This window comes from Microseira sp. BLCC-F43 (genome assembly GCF_041929235.1).
In the GTDB taxonomy this organism is placed as follows: domain Bacteria; phylum Cyanobacteriota; class Cyanobacteriia; order Cyanobacteriales; family Aerosakkonemataceae; genus Microseira.
The window spans coordinates 1-20,319 of sequence record NZ_JBHFNP010000232.1 but is presented as its reverse complement, the minus strand read 5'-3'; the positions used below and the strand labels follow the sequence as shown (position 1 = coordinate 20,319).

Genomic DNA, 20,319 nt, shown 5'->3' with positions numbered 1-20,319 from the left:
TAGTTGCAACAGAAATACCCCTAATTCATAGGGGAAAATCCCGTTCGCACTTATTCTCTGTCACCCTTTGCATTCTTCTTTATAAAACACTCAATTTGCTAAGGAAACATGATGAAAATACTCAATACTTGCAAAGTTGGTATGGCGCTGATTGCCGCAGCATTCTTGGGAATAGCTACCTCCCAAAGAGCCGATGCTATCAGTTTTTATCTCACAGACGTGGGTACGCTGGGGGGTAACAATAGTTATGCCACAGATATTAACGAGTATGGTCAGGTGGTTGGTACTTCATACACCGCTGATGGGCAATCTCGCGCCTTCTTGTGGGACAACAGCAGCGGCATGACTAACCTGGGTACACTCCCCAGTAACTATAACTATTGCTATAACTATGGCTATGGCTATGGCTCTTGCTATAGCTCCAGCTCTAGTAATGCCACAGCCATTAACGACTATGGTCAGGTGATTGGTAATTCTTCAACCACCTACTATGGGGGGTACTATGGGGGGTACTATGAGCAAAATCTCTTCTTCTTCGACAAGAGCAGCGGCATGATTAGGGTGCCTACACCGGGGGGTGGCTATAGATCTATTTCTGCCACTGCCATCAACAACTATGGTCAGGTAATTGGTAACATATACGACTACTATGGGTTATATCCCTTCTTCTGGGAAAAGAGCAGCGGCATCACCTACCTGGGTACAGCAAGTGGTTACTTTGACGATCGCTATAGCTCTGCCTCTGCCATCAACAACTATGGTCAGGTCGTTGGTACTTCATCCGGTTATTACAGTTATTATGGGGGCTACCTTAATTATCGGCAATATCCCTTCTTGTGGGAAAAGAGCAGCGGCATGATTGACCTGGGTAGTCTGGGGGGTAACTATGGCAGAGCCTCTGCCATCAACGATTTAGGTCAGGTGGTTGGTACTTCATACACCGCTGATGGGCTTCGTCGCGCCTTCTTGTGGGAAAAGAGCAGCGGCATGATTGACCTGGGTACATTGGGGGGTAACTATGGCTATGCCTCTGCTATCAACGATTTAGGTCAGGTGATTGGTTACTCAACCACCGCTGATGGGCTTCCTCGCGCTTTCTTCTGGGACAAGAGCAGCGGCATGATTAACCTGGGTACGCTGGGAGGTTACGATAGCTATCCCACAGCCATCAACAACTATGGTCAGGTGATTGGTTACTCAACCACCGCTGATGGGCAATATCGCCCCTTCTTCTGGGACAACAGCACCGGCATGAGTGACCTCAACGACTTGGTGTCTGCTCCTGGCTGGATACTAAACAATGTAGTAGGCATCAACAATGCGGGACAGATCGTGGGCAATGGCTCTTACAATGGTCAATCGCGAGCCTTCGTCTTAACGCCCAAGTCTGTTCCCGAACCTTCTTCTACACTGGCATTCTTAACATTGGGTGCTGTGGGTGCTGGTGCGGCGTTTCGCCAGCGGCAGCAACAGGAAGCTTCTAGCCGCAACTAAACCCGGTTCCTCTGGTTCCCAGGCTCCCGCCTGGGAACCAGATGGCTCCCGCCTGGGAACCAGATGCGGTGGGTTGCCGCCTCCCCAGGGGTGCAAGATCTAAATAGATTCAGATCTTGCATCAGTCTCATACCCCGCCCGGAAATAAATTTCCGGGCTAATAGCTCAAGTCGGTTAAAACCGACTCAATGCCATCAAACCAGTCCGTTTTAACGGACTTTCGCTATTAGCCTGGGAATTTATTCCCAGGCGGGTAAGCGGGTAGGCGCAAGATCTAAATAAACAAACCTACACCCAATCAAAGGTTTTAGTAACCGCCTTTTTCCACTGTGCATACTTAGCTTCTCTCACCTCAACCATCATATTAGGTTGCCAAGTTTTATCGATTCCCCAGTTGTTTTGCAACTCGTTAATACTACTCCAAAAACCCGTTGCCAAACCCGCTGCGTAAGCGGCTCCCAGCGCTGTAGTTTCTGCTACTAAAGGACGAATCACCGGCACGCCTAAAACATCGCTCTGAAACTGCATTAAAGTTTCATTTCCCACCATCCCTCCATCGACTTTAAGCGCGGTTAACTTCACTCCTGAATCTTGTTCCATTGCATCTAAAATTTCCCTCGTTTGCCATGCAGTTGCTTCTAAAACTGCTCTGGCAATATGACCTTTTTGCACGTAGCGGGTAAGTCCAACTATTGCACCCCTGGCATCAGCACGCCAATAGGGGGCAAACAATCCCGAAAATGCTGGGACAAAATAAACTCCGCCGTTATCTTCTACTAAATTAGCCAGCGCTTCGACTTCTGCGCTAGTGGAAATCATGCCCAAGTTATCGCGCAACCATTGTACCAATGCGCCTGCGATCGCTACACTCCCCTCCAAAGCATAAACCGCTTTTTCCTCGCCCATTTTATACGCCACAGTAGTCAGCAACCCACTTGCAGAAGCAATCTGGTCATACCCTGTATTTAGTAACATAAAACAACCCGTACCATAGGTGTTTTTAGCCTCACCGGGATGGAAACAAGTTTGCCCGACTAACGCCGCCTGTTGGTCGCCTAAATCTCCCGCAATCGGCACTCCTGCTAAACGACCAACACCATGACCGTAAACTTGGGAAGAAGGGCGAATTTCTGGTAGCATCTGGTGGGGAATGTCGAGAGTTTCCAAAATTTCCTTATCCCAATCTAAGGTGGCTAAATTCATCAGCATAGTGCGACTGGCATTGGTTACGTCGGTAATGTGCAATCCCCCTTGAGTACCGCCGGACAAATGCCAAATTAAAAATGTATCGATGTTGCCAAAAATCGCATCGCCGGATAAAGCTGCGGCGCGCAAACCTGTTATATTATCTAACATCCACTTAATTTTAGGGCCGCTAAAATAGGTGGCGAGTGGTAAACCAACTTGGGCGCGGAAACGGTCTATTCCCCCATTTTGAGCTAGTTCGTTACAGATATTATCGGTGCGGGTATCCTGCCAAACTATGGCGTTATAGTAAGGTTTTCCTGTGTGTCGATTCCAGACTACAATTGTTTCGCGCTGATTCGTAATGCCGATGGCGGTAATCTCTTCAGGGGCGATATTTCCTCGGTCTAAAGCTTCATCGATAACCGTTTGCGTGCGCGACCAAATTTCGGTTGGGCTGTGTTCTACCCATCCGGGGTTAGGATAAATTTGTTCGTGTTCTTTTTGCGCGAAAGTCACAATTTTTCCTGCTTTGTCAAAAATGATAAAGCGGGTGCTGGTTGTTCCAGAATCGATGGCAGCAATGTATTTTTTCACGGTTTTTTATGGTGAGTTTTTCTCTGGTTATATTGCATTTTATCATTAGCCATTACTTAAGGAACCGCTCCAGACGCACGAACCGGGGTGAAGAGAAAAGAAGAAGGTAGGTAATGTTAGAGGTGTGCAGACCATTAGCTATTACCTATTACCTATTACCTATTACCATTAACTTGCTCGTTGCGTTCGATCCGTCCATTTCCACAAACTACCCTCAAGTTAGATTCAGAGTAAATTGGCGTTACCGTACCCTGTTCTTGACAGCGTTTTAGATAAATTTGCACGACTTTATCCAGCGGGTTTTGTCGCAAACAATCTGCAAACAGTTGTTCCGCTTCTCTCAATTTTCCTGAACTATAGTTAGACAAAGCTTCTAAAAATATTGGTAAAGTTGCTAACTTGCCCTCTTTAATTTCTGGACGTTCGGTTTCAAACACTTCATAAACTGTCACTAATTCTGATTTTCCCTTAACTTGGACGCGGTCGATCAGGCGAATTGCATATTGATGGGATTGATTCAATTGTACAAAAGTTTGGTGAGTAATTAACATCGGGGCTTGATAAGATTTTGTCAAATTTTCCACCCGCGAGGCTAAATTCACCGCATCGCTAATCACCGTCCCATCCATCCGTCTTTGTCCCCCAACGGTTCCCAGCATCAAAGACCCGGTATTAATTCCAATGCCGATGCGAATGGGTGCATAGCCCGCTCTGATGCGATTTTGATTATAATCTTCTAGGCGTTGTAACATGTTAATTCCTGCTTTGACAGCATCATCTGCCCCACCGCTAAACAGTGCCATAATTCCATCGCCAATATATTTATCAATAAACCCATGATTTTGAGCGATCGCAGGTTCCATCGTCGATAGATAAGAATTAATAAATTTAAAATTCTCCTGGGGAGTCATGGTTTCAGAAAGCGTCGTGAAGTTGCGAATATCGGAAAACAGCACTGACATTTCTTGTTGCACCGCATCGCCTAATTTCACATCCACCAAGCTTTGGTGTCCCAACAAGGAAAGAAATTCATTCGGTACAAACCGTTTAGCCGCATTAGCTAATTCCGATTCAGCGTACAGCGCCAGTTCCAAATTGCAATTGAGTTCAAACAGTTCTGAAATAAATTTTGCCCGGTCTTCTTCTGCTTGTTTCCGTTCCGTAATGTCTTGTAACGTGTTAATTGCATAGGCAATTTCTCTCTGGGAATCATAAATAGGCGTTGCGTAAACTTCTAGGGGTATAATCTTGTCACCTTGGCGAACTTCTAGATCGTCAGCGGTGACGCTTTTGCCATTCAACGCCTGGATAATCGGCAACTTTTCAGTTGGGTACTGCTGGTCTTTACCTGCTTGATAAACTTGATAAACCTCTGATAATTGCTCCAAGGTTATACCAGGCACAACTCCTTTACCCAATAATTCTTTTGCCTGCTGATTAATGTAGTAAGCTTTGCCTTGTGTATCCAAAACAGCAACGCCGATTGGCATCGCTTCTAAAAACTGTTTCAAGCGATTTTCATTTTCTTGCAGTTGGGAAATTAGCGCGGCTTGTTCGCTGTTTAATCGCGCCAGCAATTGATTCATTTCCTGAAGTTTGGCATTTTGTTCTGCTAGCTTTTTCTCCTGAAAATAGCTATCAATTGCTTTTTCTACGGTCAATCTTAAGTCTTCTGCTTCCCAGGGCTTGGCAATATAACGATATAAATTTGCCTGATTAATTGCATTAATAACTGCTTCTATATTGGCTTGACCCGTGAGCATTATTGTCACGGTTTTAGGTGATTTTTGCCGAACAATTTTTAATAACTCATCTCCTTTCATACCGGGCATAATCTGATCGGAGATGACCAAAGGAACTTCATATTTATTTTCTAGCAATTCATCCAATATTTCTAAAGCTTCTTCCCCTCCTTCTGCTGTTTCTATCGTATATTTGCCCGCGAAAAATATTCGCAGCTCTCGTTCCAGACTTTCCAGGATAGTCAGTTCATCATCTACGCAGATAATTGCGGGCTTTTTCATGATTTTGAGAGTCCAGATCGAATGGTTTCAATTAATTCTTTAGTATTCCAGGGTTTGGTCAAGTAAGCATGGATATTCGCTTCGTTGATAGCACGTTCAACTGCTTCTCGATCTGCTTGTCCAGTTAATAAAATCGTATTTACCTCTGGAAATCTATGATGAATTAAAATTAAAAGTTCATCGCCTTTCATTCCCGGCATCAACCAATCGGATACAAGCACTACAATTTTTACGCTATCTTCGACTAATTCCTCAATTACTTCTAAAGCCTCGTCAGCACTTTCAGCAAATTCATAGAGATATTGATTCTTAAATGCTTTTTGCAGTTCGATTTCAAGGCTTTCTAAGACAGTGACCTCATCATCTACGCATATAATGGCTGACTTAGGCATTGCTGGCTTCCTGTTGCAAATGGATATAGTTAAGACTCTAGCATCAAATCCCTGGCTTAAGCAAGGCTAGGATTCTCGTTGAAATTTATTGGTAAAAACACGGTAAATGTTGTTTGACCCGTCAGGGATGAAACTGCAATTTTTCCCTGATGTTTTTCAACTATTTTTTTGACAATATCCAATCCCAAGCCGCTGCCTTCTCCCGGGGGTTTTGTTGTAAAGAATGGCTCAAATATTCGGGGCATAATTTCTTCGGGTATCCCACAGCCACTATCGGTAATCTGGACTTTGATAAATCTTTCTTGCTGAGTCACATCAATTTTTAAGGTTCCCCGATTACTCATCGCTTGCACGGCATTGTGAATTAAATTTGTCCAAACTTGATTCAGTTCATCGGAGTAGCACCAAATCGGCGGTAATTCTTGATAGTTTCTGATGACTTCTACCCCCTGTTTGAGTTGATTCTGGTAGAGGGTTAATACGGTTTCAATTCCTTCAACGATATTCGCCTGTACTTTTTCCTCAAAATTGTCGTAGCGGGCATAACTTTTGAGGGCAAACACGATTTTGGCAGCCCGGTCTGTAGCAGTCATAATAGTTTTGGTACTTTTCTGAAAACTAGCCAAGTCATAGGCTGTTTTGAGCAGCTTGTCCCGGTCTGGGTCTTGCAGTAAGCGTAAAAAGGGTTGAATATCGTCGTAAATACCAAGAGTGACTAGAGTACTGGCAAGGTTATCGGCGTCTTCTATTCCCATTTCTTCTAGCTGCTGCTGCAAAGCTTTTCTGATTTGGCGTTTTTCTTTACTAGAGAAGGAGGTTGTTTGTTGGCTAGACTTTTCCATTAAGGCAAAGAAATCCTGTTGATTTTCAGCAGAAAGTCCTTGAAAAAATTCCGGTAATGTCTGCAAGTTTTCGGCGAAAAAGCCAGCAATATTGTTGATAGATGAGCTAATCGCGCCCAGTGGGGTATTAATTTCATGGGCAATGCCCGCAATTAATTGTCCCAAGGCTGCCATTTTTTCTGATTGAATTAATTGAGCTTGGGTGGATCTGAGTTGGTGCAAGGTTGTTGTTAATTCTTCATTTTTCTTTGACAAGCTTCTTTGCAGGTTGCGAATTGCTAAGTGAGCTGCCACCCTGGCTAAAACTTCTTCTACTTGAAAGGGTTTTGTGATATAATCAACTCCACCAATGGCAAAAGCTTTGACTTTATCTAGCACTTCGTTGATCGCGCTAACAAAAATAACCGGAATGTCTTTGGTTCGCTCATCAGTTTTGAGTTGTTCGCAGACTTCGTAACCGTTCATTCCCGGCATCATAATGTCTAGTAAAATTAAATCGGGTGGCATTCCCTTAGCAGCGGATAGGGCAAATTTACCGTTGGGGGCGGGTCGAACTTCGTAGCCTTGTTTGCTCAAAATATCGATTAACAGGTGCAGATTCGCTGGGGTGTCATCAACGACTAAAATGTTGCCTTTAAATTTGTCAGTTTGCATGGTTTTATCGGATGTTAGGGGTTAGTTGTTAAGAGTTGATTGGCAGCTTCAATCAGTTGCAGAATCTTGTCGTACTCGAAGTTATCGAGACAATGGGCGATGGCTAGGGCGATCGCATCGTCCTGGGTGCGGATTTGCGCGATCGCATCCTCCATTAACTTCATATCTCCCATCAAAATCGCCTCTTCTAGCTTTTTCAGCCATTCGGCGGGTAAAGATGCGAAGTCTTCCCCACTCAATACATTTTCCTCCTTAGAAGCCTCGCTTGTCGTAGGTTCCTCATAAATGTAACGCACCCCCAAATGCTGACTCATCGCGGCAAACAATTCGGCTTCCCGAAACGGCTTGCTGACGCAATCATCAAAACCAGCCGACAAAATCGCCGCCCGTTCCTCTTTAAACACGTGGGCAGTTAATGCAATAATTGCCATCGCTTCCCCCTCCAGTTTGGCGCGAATTTGTTGCGTTGCTTCGTACCCGTCCATTACCGGCATTCGCAAATCCATCCAAATTAAATGCGGTTTCCAACTCTGCAAAACCTCAAGCGCTTTGAGTCCATTCACCGCTTCTTTCACCTCAAAACCCAAAGGTTGCAGTAACTTGATCAGCAGTTGGCGGTTTTCCCAGCCATCCTCCACCACCAGCAAGCGATAAGTCGGTTGTGCGGCTGCCAATCCAATGACGCGACGCAGGGGTACAGTCACCTCCACCTCCGCCGCCGCCGCCAGAGTCACTTGAATGTCAAACGCAAACGTCGTTCCCTCACCCACCGCCGAGCGAACTAAAGTGAGGTCACCCCCCATCAAGCGCACAAAAGCACGGCTAATCGGCAAACCTAAACCCGTGCCTTCTTGAAACCCCCGATTGGTTTTACTCTGCACAAACGGTTCAAATAAATCTTCCATCTCTTCAACAGGAATGCCACAGCCAGTATCTTCAATTTCAAAATGCAATTGGTAATGGGTATTTGGTAATTGGTAATTGGAATTATCTTTTTCTTTTCCGATTAGCCATGAGCCATTAGCCATTAGCACTCTGACTGTCACGCCGCCTCGCTGGGTGAACTTGAGTGCATTGCCAAGCAAGTTAATCAAAATTTGGCGCAATTTTCGCTCGTCGGTATTTACGTGTTGGGGAACTTCCGGACTGCGTTCAAACTGTAGCTTCAAGCCTTTTTCCGTGGCCTGTAGTTGGAACATTTGCTCGACGCTATCTAACAACTGATAAAAGTCAAAAGCGTTTTCCATTAGCAACATTCGACCAGACTCGATTTTCGACATATCGAGAATGTCGTTAATTAATGCCAGCAGATGTTCTCCACTGCGACTGATGATGTTGAGATTTTCCCGGTAGGAGGGAGAAAGCAATGAATCGCATTTCATCAATTGGGCGAAGCCGAGAATAGCATTAAGCGGCGTCCGCAATTCGTGGCTCATTGTGGCTAAAAAAGTACTCTTGGCTTCGTCAGCTGCTTCTGCCGCTTCTTTTGCTTCTAACAATTCGGCGGTGCGTTGTCGCACTCGTTCTTCTAAATCTTGGGCTTGTTGTTGCAATTGAGCTTGAGATTCTTTGAGTTCGGCAGTGCGTTGTTCGACCCGAGTTTCTAACTCGGCGTTCGTTTTTTCTAGAGCGGCAAAAGACTCGCGTAACTGCCTTGCCATTTGGTTAAAAGACTGGGCTAAAACTGTTAGCTCTTGCGTTCCTCGTACCTCTACTTGTTGGTCGAGTTCGCCGCTAGCAATATTCTGACTCGCTTGACTCAAACGCAGCATTGGTTTCCCGATCCAGTGCGCGGTGGAGATAGCCAGTAATATGGATAAAGCCAGCGCTCCCGCACACAGGAAGATGGTGGTGCGAGTGTTAATATTTATTTGCTCCATGAAATCTGCTTCTGGAACCACGACCGCAATCAGCCAATCTAAGCCTTTGCCATCTTGGAATGGCAAAACTTTGATAAATTGCCGCTCTCCATTGATTTTAAAATTCAGCTGCGCTTGAGTTTGAATTTGGCTAAATTTGGAAAAACGAGTGGCGAGATATTGAACGGTAGATCGCGTCAAATGGTTGCGACTTTCAGCGGCTTTAAACTGTTGTTTTAGATTCCCTTTGATGCGGAACGGAAGTTCAGAGGTTGAAGTGGCTAGCAGATTTCCATTTCTTTCGATAATAAAGGCTTGTCCGGTTTTACCAATTTTGAGGCTATTTAAAAATTCCCCGATAGAATTGAGCCGTAAAGTACTAATCAATCCGCCTTGAAACTGCTCTCCTGTTGGGCTGTAAACTGGTTGAATAGCACTGATGAGCAAAGTCGGTTCTATCAATGATACGTGAACGGTAGTCCAAGTCTGTTTGCCAACTTTAGCAACATCTTTATACCAGTTAGCATTTGTGAGATTGAATTTTTTGCTGAGAAAAATCGTCGTGCGATCGCCTTGGCTATTGGTGTTGTAAGAAAAGAAATTAAACCCTGTAAAATTGTCAACTACGTTAATCTTCAGCGAGCCATTTTCCAGCTTTTCCCCGCCGCGGTATTTTCCTTGCTCGTTGCCAACGCCAATAAACAGCATAGAAGGATATAATTGGACTTGCTGCCAAAGGTATTTCTCCCAAGCTGGCAAGTCTTGCATATTCAGTAACCCTAGCTTCACAGCATTCAAGTTAGTTTGATTAATTTGATGGGGAGTTATCAGGTAATTTTGCAAATTTTGCTCAACTCTATTGCCCACCTCGTCCATCAACCGATTTGCTAAATCATTGACTGCCTTTTGTCCATTTCTGAAGGAAAAATACCCGACTAAACCGACTGTAGCAAAAATTTGCAGCACAAAAGCGATCGCCAGAACGGTTCCCAGGGACAACTTGCTAGTTATTTGTGCAACGATAGGATTGGGACTTTTGTGTGACATAGAGATATTTTTATTTTTTGAGCATTTTTACAATTTTACATAGGCTGTGCTGTGCCTTCTGGTATTACAGCCAAAACCTTGTCGTAGTCGAAGTTATCGAGACAAGATTGAATGGCAAGAGCCAGGGGTGCATTTTCGGTCTGAATTTGGTCTAAAATGCTTGCGATCGCTCTCATATCCACATTCTCTATAGCTTGTTTCAGGTTATTCACCCATTCCGTCGGCAGTGCCGCCATTGCCTCTCGCGTCAGTAGTTTTTCTCCATCTTCTCTCACTTTACCCGCTGATATCATGTCCGGTCGATTCGCTATCATTTCCTCCTCTGTGAGAAAACCCTCTCACTCTCTCACCTGCTCACCTTACATCTGATATTATTTTATTTTTTATTAAATAAATAAAAGTAGGTTGCTTCACATCTTGCACCTTTCTCAATAAGGCTTTAGAAACCCGGTTTCTGACCTTGGTGCAAAATCTGAGTTTCGGCACTTTTGAGACTCGATAATCGTTATTCTGGAGGGTTATTATGTGCAATTAAATTTAAAATCTTGTCGTACTCAAAGTTTTGGATGCAATTTGCGATCGCCTCTGCCAGTTCTGGATTTTGGTCACGAATGCGATCGCTCTCTTGGGCAATTAAATTTAAGTCAATATTAAGGATTGCCTGTTCCAAATTAGCGACCCATTCTACAGGCAACTTTTTAAAGGCAGCGGCAGTCAATATTTCCTTGCCACTCTCTTTTGTTTTCATCGAGTCAGATTGGTTTAAATCTTCATATATATAACCCACTCCAATATGTTTGTGCATCGCTGCAAAAATATCTGCTTCCCGGAACGGTTTCCGCATAAAATCATCGCACCCCGCTGATAGCACAACAGCTCTTTCTTCCTCTAAAACGCTCGCAGTCAGAGCAATAACAGCAGTCGCTTGACCTTTAGTCGTGCTTTTTATATGTTTGGTCGCCTCGTAGCCATCCATTACCGGCATTCGCATATCCATCCAAATTAAGTGCGGTGACCATTCGTCCCAAATTGCGATCGCTTCTTTGCCATTACTCGCTTCTTTCAATTCAAAACCGAGGGGATTGAGTAATTTAATCAGCAGTTGGCGATTGAGGGATTTGTCATCCACAATCAAAATCCGATATTGAGGTTGATTTGGCTCAAGAGCAATCACTCGCCTTGTTGTTTTTTGGCTTTCAACTTCGACCGCATCAGCAAGGCTAACCTGAATATCGAATTTGAAAGTTGTTCCCTTTCCTACTGTAGAACTCACCGTCATTTCACCCCCCATTAACTCCACGAATTTGCGGCTAATGGGCAATCCTAAACCCGTCCCTTCTTGAGCTTGTTTTCCCGTTTCAGTTTGCACAAAGGCTTCAAAAAGGCTGTCTAATTCTTCCGGGGCAATCCCAAAACCAGTATCTTCCACTTCAAAAAATAAGTTCGTAGTAGGGACTTGGGTCCCTGCTGTTGCACTCAAGTGCTGACTAGGAACAAAAGATAAGTTCGTAGTAGGGACTTGAGTCCCTGCTGTTGCACTCAAGTGCTTACTACGAACAATTCCAACTCTCACCGATACGCCGCCTTCTTCAGTAAATTTGATCGCGTTATTAATCAGGTTAATTAAAACTTGCCGCAATTTGACTTCATCGGTGCGGATGTATCGCGGCACATCGGGGGTATGTTCCACTAATAACTGCAATCCTTTGTCTTCTGCTTTGAGGCGGAACATATCTTCTATATCAGAAAGCAGGCGGATTAAATCAAAGTTTTTTTCGTTGAGGGTTGTCCGTCCAGCTTCGATTTTTGATAAATCTAAGACGTTATTAATTAAGGTGAGTAAATGTTCGCCGCTGCGGTTAATAATGCTGACGTTTTCTAGCTGGTCTTTAGCCAAAGTTTGGCTGCGGGTCATGAGTTGAGAAAAGCCGATAATCGCGTTTAGAGGAGAACGCAATTCGTGGCTCATATTGGCAAGAAATGTGCTTTTGGCTTGATTTGCAACTTCGGCTTTTTCTTTGGCAATTTCTAACTCATTTGTTCTGGCTTTAACTTTTTGCTCTAAGGTTTCAAAGGATTCTTGCAACTGGTGCGCCATGGTGTTAAATGAATTGGCAAGTTCTCCCACTTCATCGCCGCGGTTAATTTCTACTGTTTTATCCCAGTCTCCTTTGGCAATATTTTTAGCGGCAGCATTCAAGCGTAAAATTGGCTGTGTAACCCAACCAGCGGTCAAAATACCGACAATTACTGCTAGCAACAATGCGGCAATACATAGTAAAATAGTCGTGCGGGTATTGGCGTTAATTTGCTCCATAAAGTCTGCTTCTGGAATTACCACAACAATTAACCAGTCAATACCCAGACTATCTTTCAGAGGTGCGATCTGGATAAATTGGGGTTTTCCCGCAATCGTCGCTATGAATTGTTCTTCGCTGTTAATTTCTGCTAAATTGCTGTGGCGTTGCGTCAAGTACTTTGCCGTAGCTTGAATCAACGGTACGCGACTTTCTGTAGCTGCAAGTCTGGCTTTTACTTTACCACCTTCATCGCGCAAAAATGGTTCTTCTTCTGTGGAAGATGCCACAATTAACCCGGTTCTCTCGATGATAAATGTTGTCCCAGACTTACCGATTTTCAAACCTTTGAGAAACTTGCCGATATGAGTTAGGACAAAATCAACTCCGATGACTCCCCGCAGGGATGCAGGTTGATTTGGAATTGATTTGTAGATTGGTTGAGCTAAAGTAATCTTCAGTCTTGGTTCTTTAAAATCGAGATAAATATCGCTCCAGACTGACTTGCCTGCTTTTACTGCTTTTTGATACCAAGGTCGAATTCTGGGATCGTAATGCTTCCCCACGTCTAGTAATTTTGTAGGATTTCCCCAATTGTCTGTAGCGTAGCTGTGAAATTTGTTGTTGGTAACTCGACCAACTCTACTAATTTGCCAGGTGTTGTCGCTTTGAAGTCCTAATCCGGTAAAATCTCCCTCGGCGCTACCAAAATAAATCGCAGATATGTTAACTTCGTCGAATAAAAATCTTTGCTGCCAAAAGTTGCGATTTAAGTTGTTTGGATCTTGCAGATTTAATTGATTGAGCGCGATCGCATTCCCATTTATCCGATCGATCGTGCGCGGTACTGCTAGATAATTATTCAGTTTTTGCTCAATCCGATCGCTCGTTTCCCGCATCAACTGATTTGCCAAATCTTTGACTGCTTGCTGTCCATTTTTAAATGATAGATATCCCACCAGTCCCACCGCCCCAACTATTTGCAGCACAAAAGGGACAATTAAAACCGTTCTTAGCGGCAGTTTTAAAGGGGTTTTTCTAAATATTTCTTTCAGAGGTTTGACGCGCATGATTTGGGTGGTCTTCTGCGGAACTAAATTCTTGATGATTTGATATCTTTTACCGACCAAGCTGCACCCAATTCTATTTATTGCTTTTTGAGAATATTTTTAACTCTAATAAATAGCTATTTTTAAATTATATTCAACAATAGTTAGCTGCGTCAAGTACAGACAATTCCCAGTTTCTCAGTGGTGGCGGTGCCGTACACCGCTGGTGGACGCACCCTAGGTTTAGCATCTTTATTGCTTACGTATTTATACGGATAATTACGGTATGATAATTGCAATGTAAAATCTACGTATTATTAACCCAAATAACAGTGACAATCTGGCTTTTCAATTAAAGATTCAACTAAAGCATTGAGGGCGACTGCGGCTAACAATCCACCGCCTAAAGTGCCTTCAGTGGTAATAAATGGCACGCCGGAACGGATTAACCTTCGCTTCGCAGCAGGGGCGTGACTAAAACCAATCGGCATGCCAATAATTAAAGCGGGTTGCAATTGCTTTTGTTCTATTGCCGTACAAGCAGACATTAAAACCGATGGGGCATATCCGACGACTAAAATACAACCAGGGGTGAGTTGCTCTAATTTTTCTTGCCATTGTTGATGATGCCAAAATTCCCGTTCTGCTTCGGCGGCAGTACTAATGTGGGGGTCATTAATTAAGGTTTCAACGGGACATTTGAGATGAGCTAATCTGGTTTTGTCTAAAGCTGCAAGGACGGGTGGAACATCGGCGACGACTTGGCAATTAGTTTTGAGCGCGTGGCGGGAAGAAGCGATCGCTCCCTCTCCCACTCTGACAAACTGAACTAAACTCACGTCCCCACAAGCTAAAACTAATTGCGAGAGTAAATAAATTTCTATTTCCGATCGCCCGGATAAATCGGGCAATAATTGTTGCAAAGATTCCTCAAAACTTTCCGGATGAGCGTGAGTGGCGGCGTCCAAATTATCCCATAATTTGGCTAGCTGTCCCATGCTATCTTGGGTTTCCACTTCCAAAAGTCGGAGTTGAGCGATCGCATCTGCTTGGATAATTTGACACGAGCGATCGCGTCCTAGCAACCCTTCCAATGCCGATGCAGTTTGGCGCAAATTTGTTAATTGTTGAACAATGGCGCGATATTGTTTTTGCAGTTGCGCCATTAATTCGTCAGAGTTGCCCGTTTCGGTTTGGAGCAACTTGTGAATGTGCGATAGTTGAAATCCTTGTTGTTTGAGGGCGACAATCCGCCGCAAACGCAGCACGTCCGCTTCGGTATAGAGGCGGTAGTTAGAATGCGATCGTACAGCAGAAGGCAACAAACCTATTTGATGATAGTGCCGCACCATCCGGGGCGTAATATCACCGCCAACTGCTTCTGTAAGTTGTTTGATGGTGAGATATCCTGCTGTCATCGCCTAATATTATTTTGGATTTTAGATTTTAGATTTTAGATTGCAGATGAGGAAGACTCTTGAAGTAAAAGTAATTTCTTCCAGAGTCTTCCTCACTCCTCAATAGCTAATCGCTAATTGCTAATTGGTCATGGGAATATTTTCCTGCTCTACCGTAGCCTAATAGCTATTAGCCATTAGCTATTAGGCTACGGTATGACCCGTTTTAGTAATCGCCTCTTTCACTGCGTCTTCCGATGCAGTCGTTTCCACCGAGACGGACTTCCCTTGCACATCGCCCTTAACGCTGGCAGACGAGTCAAGTTCCATCACAGCTTTAGTAATCGTGTCAATACATCCAGAACAGGCAATTGACGGGACTTTCAGTTCGAGTGCCATACTCCGATAACCCTGAATCAAAATACACTCTTGACTTTAACACTAATGTCAAGGTTTAGGCTGGTAATTGGTAATTGGTAATGGGTAATTGGCGATCGCCACGCTCCCGGGACTTACGCAAAGAAACCGGGTTTCTATGAAAAATCGTCGCTTTGACAACGAAGATCGCAGCAAGAAACCCGGTTTCTAGGATCTTCGCGCGTAAGTCCTAAATCCATGACCAATTACCCATTACCCATGACCCATTAGCAAAACTGTTATGGCTCAGAATACTTTCTCTCCCCGACCACTGCAACAGTTAGTCAACTCGCATCCAGAGGCTTTAGCTGCTGTGATTTGCGGTGTATTCTTAATCCTGGGTTGGCTAGCACTCCACTTTAGCTGGATTGGATTGGCTTTAATACTTCTACCTGTAGCTTATGTTATTGGCGGTTACGAAAGCGCCCGCCTTGGACTGACTACCTTATTGGAAGAGAAAGAATTAGATGTAGACCTGCTAATGATTGTGGCAGCTTTAGGTGCGGCTGCGTTGGGTTTATGGCGGCGGGAATACTATCTAATCATTGATGGGGCGGTGCTGATTTTAATTTTTGCCATTAGCGGCGCACTCGAAGGTTATGCGATGAAACGCACCGAACGCAGCATCCGCAGTCTCATGAGTTTGACGCCAGATACGGCGCGGGCGATCCTGCACGGACAAGAAAAGATTTTGCCCATCGCGCAATTAAAAGTAGGCGATATCGTATTAGTTAAACCGGGAGAATTGATTCCCACCGACGGTATTATTGCCTCTGGCTACAGTACGATTAACCAAGCTTCGATTACGGGGGAATCCCTACCTGTAGAAAAGACCGTCGGCGATGAAGTGTTTGGTGGGACGATTAATGGAAACGGCGCGATCGCACTCCGCCTCCACAAACCCCCAACTAGCAGTTTAATCCAGCGCGTTATCCAATTAGTCCAGCAAGCTCAAACAGAAGAACCCCCCTCCCAGCAATTTCTCACCCAATTTGAGCGGGGTTATGCAAAAGTAATCGTCCTCACTGGGATACTGCTGGCAATTCTGCCACCATTCTTATGGCAATGGGATTGGGAAACAACGATTTATCGGGCGCTGATTTTCCTCGTCGTTGCCTCTCCTTGTGCGCTAATGGCAGCAATAATGCCCACGCTGCTATCGGGAATTGCCAACGGGGCGAGGCAGGGGATTTTATTTAAAAATGGCGCACAGTTAGAGAATATGGGCAGAGTGAGAGCGATCGCTTTCGATAAAACCGGCACCCTGACGACAGGACAACCGCAAGTTGTGCAAATTATCCCCGCCTCGTTTGAGCAGGGGAGCAGAGGGGAGGAAAATAGAGTATTGCAGATGGCTGCTGCGTTGGAAGCTTATTCGGAACATCCGATTGGACAAGCGATTGTGCAAGCTGCCAAAGGCAGAAATTTAGAATTACCACCCGCTACCAACGTGCAAGCGCTTCCTGGTTTTGGGATTACAGGCGAAGTTGAGGGAAAACCCATCGCCGTCGGTAAAGCTGACGCAGCAAAAGAACGCTCTACACTCACCTACCTACCTGCCCACCTGCCCCCCCGTCCACCTGCTCACCTGCTTTCAGATAGTCAACAACTAGAATCGGAAGGCAAAACCGTAGTCTGGGTACAAGCAGCAGGGGAAGTTTTGGGGATAATGGCGATCGCAGACACCCTCCGCCCCACAGCTACCCAAACCATCCAACGCTTGAAACAACTAGGCGTCGAACAAATTATCGTGCTTACCGGCGATAACAACAGCACAGCACAAAGCGTCGCCCAACAGCTAAACGTAGACCAAGTTTACGCCGAACTATTACCCGAAGATAAAGTATCCGTCATTCGCCGCTTGCAAAAGCAATATAAAACCGTCGCCATGGTAGGAGACGGCGTCAACGACGCACCCGCCCTCGCTGCGGCTACCGTAGGAATTGCAATGGGTGCAGCGGGTAGCGACATCGCCCTAGAAACCGCCGATATCGTTTTAATGGCAGATAGATTGGAAAAATTAGAGCAGGCAATCCGTCTAGGTCGTCGCTCTCAAGCGATCGTCAAACAGAATATCGCCTTCGCCCTCGGTTTTATTGTCCTGCTATTAGTCGCCAACTTCGCCGGTAATATCACCCTCCCCTTCGGTGTCATCGGACATGAGGGTTCTACAGTATTGGTAACCCTCAGCGGTTTGCGGTTATTGAGAAATTAGGCGCATTTGGGCGGGCGTGAGGGAGATGATGGAGGTGATGGAGATGATGGAAATAACGAAGCAAAAGTAATTTTTCCCCATCTTCCCCATCTTCCCCATCTTCCTCATTCCCCGCGTCCTTAGCGTCCCCGCGTCCTTAGCGTCCTCTTGGACTGCTGCCTCCTATGGAAAAAAACAGAGGAACATTTTTCCCCATCCCCCGGTCAAAAAATACAACTGGATGAGGTGCTTGCACCCGCGCAATTTTACCCTTAAAGTAACTGCAATTCGAGGCATTTCCATGAACTTTAAATCGCTCGCTGCAATTTTAGTCTCAACTTTAGCTTTATCTGGCGCCGTTGCATCCACCGCTTCTGCACAAGTTCGCGTCGGTGAAGATGTTGGCGATGACGTTCAAGTCAGCGATACAGGTACAACATTTTATTGCGTGAATTCCGGTGGAAATTTTGCCACCATTGCCGAACGCAACGGACGCCGCACCGCCCCAATTTTTGTCTGGAGAACCAGAGAATTTGGTCGCGATTACACCCCCGAACAACGGTGCAATCTGGTAACAGAAAGATTGAATAACGCCACGGATCAAAATGGCGGACGCTTGCGGAATTTACTGCTAACAACTGGCAGAGTGAATCGCCTTCCCGTAGTTTGTTATGTGAATAGCGATCGCACGGGTTGTAATTCCCAAAATCTCCTGTTCACCCTCGACAGTCGTAACGCCACCAATCCCGATTCAGTCCTGCAAAGGTTGCTGCAATTTGGCGTCACTGGTTCTGGGGATGCGATCGTTTCTTTTGCACCTGGTGGTTCTAGTGCTAGCACACCCAAGCTGCGACGCGGTTACTATAGTTTAAATCAAGCCGTCAATCAAGCTTTTACTGCACTTGATGATGACGAAGAAGAAACCCCCGCACCAGTTCGTCCCGCACCAGTTCGTCCCGTTACTCCCACCCCCGTTACTCCAGTTCGTCCCACCCCAATTCGCCCATCTCGTCCCGTCGATGGAGGTCTTTAAATTGATTGCAGAACTCTAACCACGCGAAGACAGTTGTAGGGACAAGGCAGTCAAAATATCTCCGCCCGCTCAAATAACGTTGATTTTGCCGTGTCTCTACTAGCTATTGTAAAAATTAGCCATTAGCAATTAGCCATTAGCAATTACCAATTACCCATTCCCAAAAGCCAATCTGGAGCATGTTAAAAATCTCCGGATTGGCTTTAAAATTTTGAAGTCAGCATTCGTGTGGGAGGGGGCAAAAGTCACCGTGAGCCTATCTTCAATTTATCTGGGTTTGGGTCAACTTTTTGCGAGCGCTATCAGCAGAGTAAGAGCTTGGTATCCTAGGAAAAAGATAACAACCCTTGCTGTTACTTTTTTACTTTTTACCTCGACTTATTTGCTGCTGCATCAGCTATGTTCCCTCGCAACACCCCCATCTCATCTCCCCGTCCCAGTCGCTCAAAACCGACGCCAAGCAGGAAACTCGGTATCAGAAATTGCCAGAGAAGTAACGGTGCGAATTATTACAAATCCGGGATCGGGATCGGGAGCGATCGTGGGGCGCAGAGGCAATACATACACGGTTTTGACCAACGAACACGTGGTATCTGGTCGAAGTGATAATAAATACACAATATTGACGGCAGACGGACGCACGCATAACGGTCAGTGGATGCGCGCGCGTCAATTTGGCGATTTAGATTTAGCCATAGTGCAGTTTAACAGCAACGAGTCCTATCAAGTTGCAGAATTCGGCGACTCGAATAACCTATCGATTGGCGATGAAGTCTACGCGGCGGGATATCCCAATTGGTACTGGGTGAACTCCAACAACATCGAGGATACCCGCAATTGGGGAGTGAGGGCGTATCGCCTCACCAGAGGACAGGTAGGGATGATTGCAGATCGAAGTCTCCCCAGAGGCTACCAGCTAGGATACACCAACGAAATCGAACAAGGCATGAGCGGCGGTCCAGTTTTAGACGCAAACGGACAATTAATAGGCATTAACGGAAGGTTGAAATTTCCACCCCAAGGCATAGACGTATACACCTTCGCCGACGGTAGCGTCCCCTCCCAAAAACTCTACCAGCAAATGGAAGCCTTAAGTTGGGCCATCCCCATTGCCACATTTCGGCAAATGGCACAACAATAAAGAGGATCTGAGATTGCAGATTTTAGCTAAATCTCCAATCTGCAATCTCAAATCTAAAATCTGCAATTACCAATTACCCACCCAAAGAATGATTGCTCAACTGTTCAACATCGCTAACATATTTGTATTACCTTTCTGGGCGATAATGATTCTGCTGCCCAATTGGGGAATCACCCGCAAAATCATGGAATCTTATCTGCCATTTGTCGCATTGGCAGGATTGTACATTTATTTATTTGTGGTTGCAATTACACCCGAAACTGCTCAAGCACTATCGAGTCCGCAATTGTCCGATCTTGCCAAAGCTTTTAGCAATGAAACTGTCACAGCGACGGGGTGGATTCACTTTTTGGTCATGGATTTATTTATCGGTCGCTGGATTTATTGGTCAGGACAAAAAACCGGAGTATTTACCACCCATTCTCTCGCATTGTGCCTATTTGCTGGCCCAATGGGATTGCTTTCTCACATCCTCACCAATTGGATAACCCAGAAATTCTTTGCCACTGAAAAGCAAGATTCTGTAACCCCTTCTACCAGCGCCCCAGAAGCTTAATCTGTCGCGCCATCACCTTTGTTTGTCTCAGAAACCCGGTTTCTTTTAAAATGACGACATCACCTTTGTTTGTCTCAGAAACAAAGGTGATGTTAAGGGTTTTTCGCAGAAACCCGGTTTCTTTTAAAATGATATGGGCGC

General features: G+C 45.1%; 14 protein-coding genes. 5 read left to right on the top strand and 9 right to left on the bottom strand.

The features are described 5' to 3' along the window. Window positions 1-108: 108 nt before the first annotated feature. Complete coding sequence (locus ACE1CM_RS30805) at window positions 109-1,494, top strand: DUF3466 family protein (RefSeq protein ID WP_374882671.1); 1,386 nt, start codon at window positions 109-111, stop codon at window positions 1,492-1,494. A 288-nt stretch (window positions 1,495-1,782) separates the two neighbouring features. Here the strand turns inward: ACE1CM_RS30805 and glpK are convergent, their stop codons facing one another. From glpK to ACE1CM_RS30760, 9 genes are all read right to left on the bottom strand, one after another. Then, window positions 1,783-3,276, bottom strand: a complete 1,494-nt coding sequence (gene glpK, locus ACE1CM_RS30800; protein WP_374882670.1) for a glycerol kinase GlpK — start codon at window positions 3,274-3,276, stop codon at window positions 1,783-1,785. A gap of 155 nt (window positions 3,277-3,431) precedes the next feature. Further along, window positions 3,432-5,300: an adenylate/guanylate cyclase domain-containing protein gene (locus ACE1CM_RS30795; protein WP_374882668.1), complete on the bottom strand. Its 1,869-nt coding sequence runs from the start codon at window positions 5,298-5,300 to the stop codon at window positions 3,432-3,434. Beyond that, on the bottom strand, window positions 5,297-5,692 hold the full coding sequence (locus tag ACE1CM_RS30790; RefSeq protein WP_374882667.1) for a response regulator: 396 nt from the start codon (window positions 5,690-5,692) through the stop codon (window positions 5,297-5,299). The genes ACE1CM_RS30795 and ACE1CM_RS30790 overlap by 4 nt, the downstream gene beginning before the upstream one ends. Before the next feature lie 56 nt (window positions 5,693-5,748). Further along, window positions 5,749-7,188, bottom strand: coding sequence for a response regulator (locus ACE1CM_RS30785; RefSeq protein ID WP_374882666.1), 1,440 nt, complete (start codon window positions 7,186-7,188; stop codon window positions 5,749-5,751). Between the two features lie 14 nt (window positions 7,189-7,202). After that, window positions 7,203-10,094, bottom strand: coding sequence for an ATP-binding protein (locus ACE1CM_RS30780; protein WP_374882664.1), 2,892 nt, complete (start codon window positions 10,092-10,094; stop codon window positions 7,203-7,205). A gap of 35 nt (window positions 10,095-10,129) precedes the next feature. Continuing rightward, the gene (locus ACE1CM_RS30775; protein ID WP_374882663.1) at window positions 10,130-10,408 is read right to left on the bottom strand and encodes a hypothetical protein; all 279 of its coding nucleotides are present in this window, start codon (window positions 10,406-10,408) and stop codon (window positions 10,130-10,132) included. Window positions 10,409-10,599: 191 nt separating this feature from the next. Beyond that, on the bottom strand, window positions 10,600-13,461 hold the full coding sequence (locus ACE1CM_RS30770; protein ID WP_374882662.1) for a response regulator: 2,862 nt from the start codon (window positions 13,459-13,461) through the stop codon (window positions 10,600-10,602). 296 nt (window positions 13,462-13,757) lie between these two features. Then, window positions 13,758-14,858 (bottom strand): precorrin-8X methylmutase, encoded by a 1,101-nt coding sequence (locus tag ACE1CM_RS30765; protein WP_374882661.1) that lies wholly within the window; start codon window positions 14,856-14,858, stop codon window positions 13,758-13,760. A 183-nt stretch (window positions 14,859-15,041) separates the two neighbouring features. Then, entirely contained in the window at window positions 15,042-15,236 is a 195-nt protein-coding gene (locus ACE1CM_RS30760; protein WP_374882660.1) for a heavy-metal-associated domain-containing protein, read from the bottom strand. Window positions 15,237-15,495: 259 nt separating this feature from the next. Between ACE1CM_RS30760 and ACE1CM_RS30755 the strand changes: the two genes are divergently transcribed. The 4 genes from ACE1CM_RS30755 to ACE1CM_RS30740 all read left to right on the top strand — a co-directional run bounded on the left by ACE1CM_RS30755 (window position 15,496) and on the right by ACE1CM_RS30740 (window position 20,178). Further along, the gene (locus ACE1CM_RS30755) at window positions 15,496-17,469 is read left to right on the top strand and encodes a heavy metal translocating P-type ATPase (protein ID WP_374882659.1); all 1,974 of its coding nucleotides are present in this window, start codon (window positions 15,496-15,498) and stop codon (window positions 17,467-17,469) included. 280 nt (window positions 17,470-17,749) lie between these two features. Then, the gene (locus ACE1CM_RS30750) at window positions 17,750-18,481 is read left to right on the top strand and encodes a COP23 domain-containing protein (protein ID WP_374882658.1); all 732 of its coding nucleotides are present in this window, start codon (window positions 17,750-17,752) and stop codon (window positions 18,479-18,481) included. Between the two features lie 211 nt (window positions 18,482-18,692). Beyond that, complete coding sequence (locus ACE1CM_RS30745) at window positions 18,693-19,622, top strand: S1C family serine protease (protein WP_374882657.1); 930 nt, start codon at window positions 18,693-18,695, stop codon at window positions 19,620-19,622. Between the two features lie 88 nt (window positions 19,623-19,710). Beyond that, window positions 19,711-20,178 (top strand): ABA4-like family protein, encoded by a 468-nt coding sequence (locus ACE1CM_RS30740; RefSeq protein WP_374882656.1) that lies wholly within the window; start codon window positions 19,711-19,713, stop codon window positions 20,176-20,178. The last annotated feature ends 141 nt before the right edge of the window (window positions 20,179-20,319 follow it).

What these genes read in the sequence shown, in the direction of transcription:
- ACE1CM_RS30805 (WP_374882671.1), top strand. Translation starts at nt 109, where the DNA reads ATGATGAAAATACTCAATACTTGCAAAGTTGGTATGGCGCTGATTGCC.
- ACE1CM_RS30795 (WP_374882668.1), bottom strand. Translation starts at nt 5,300, where the DNA reads ATGAAAAAGCCCGCAATTATCTGCGTAGATGATGAACTGACTATCCTG.
- ACE1CM_RS30790 (WP_374882667.1), bottom strand. Translation starts at nt 5,692, where the DNA reads ATGCCTAAGTCAGCCATTATATGCGTAGATGATGAGGTCACTGTCTTA.
- ACE1CM_RS30785 (WP_374882666.1), bottom strand. Translation starts at nt 7,188, where the DNA reads ATGCAAACTGACAAATTTAAAGGCAACATTTTAGTCGTTGATGACACC.
- ACE1CM_RS30780 (WP_374882664.1), bottom strand. Translation starts at nt 10,094, where the DNA reads ATGTCACACAAAAGTCCCAATCCTATCGTTGCACAAATAACTAGCAAG.
- ACE1CM_RS30775 (WP_374882663.1), bottom strand. Translation starts at nt 10,408, where the DNA reads ATGATAGCGAATCGACCGGACATGATATCAGCGGGTAAAGTGAGAGAA.
- ACE1CM_RS30770 (WP_374882662.1), bottom strand. Translation starts at nt 13,461, where the DNA reads ATGCGCGTCAAACCTCTGAAAGAAATATTTAGAAAAACCCCTTTAAAA.
- ACE1CM_RS30765 (WP_374882661.1), bottom strand. Translation starts at nt 14,858, where the DNA reads ATGACAGCAGGATATCTCACCATCAAACAACTTACAGAAGCAGTTGGC.
- ACE1CM_RS30760 (WP_374882660.1), bottom strand. Translation starts at nt 15,236, where the DNA reads ATGGCACTCGAACTGAAAGTCCCGTCAATTGCCTGTTCTGGATGTATT.
- ACE1CM_RS30755 (WP_374882659.1), top strand. Translation starts at nt 15,496, where the DNA reads ATGGCTCAGAATACTTTCTCTCCCCGACCACTGCAACAGTTAGTCAAC.
- ACE1CM_RS30750 (WP_374882658.1), top strand. Translation starts at nt 17,750, where the DNA reads ATGAACTTTAAATCGCTCGCTGCAATTTTAGTCTCAACTTTAGCTTTA.
- ACE1CM_RS30740 (WP_374882656.1), top strand. Translation starts at nt 19,711, where the DNA reads ATGATTGCTCAACTGTTCAACATCGCTAACATATTTGTATTACCTTTC.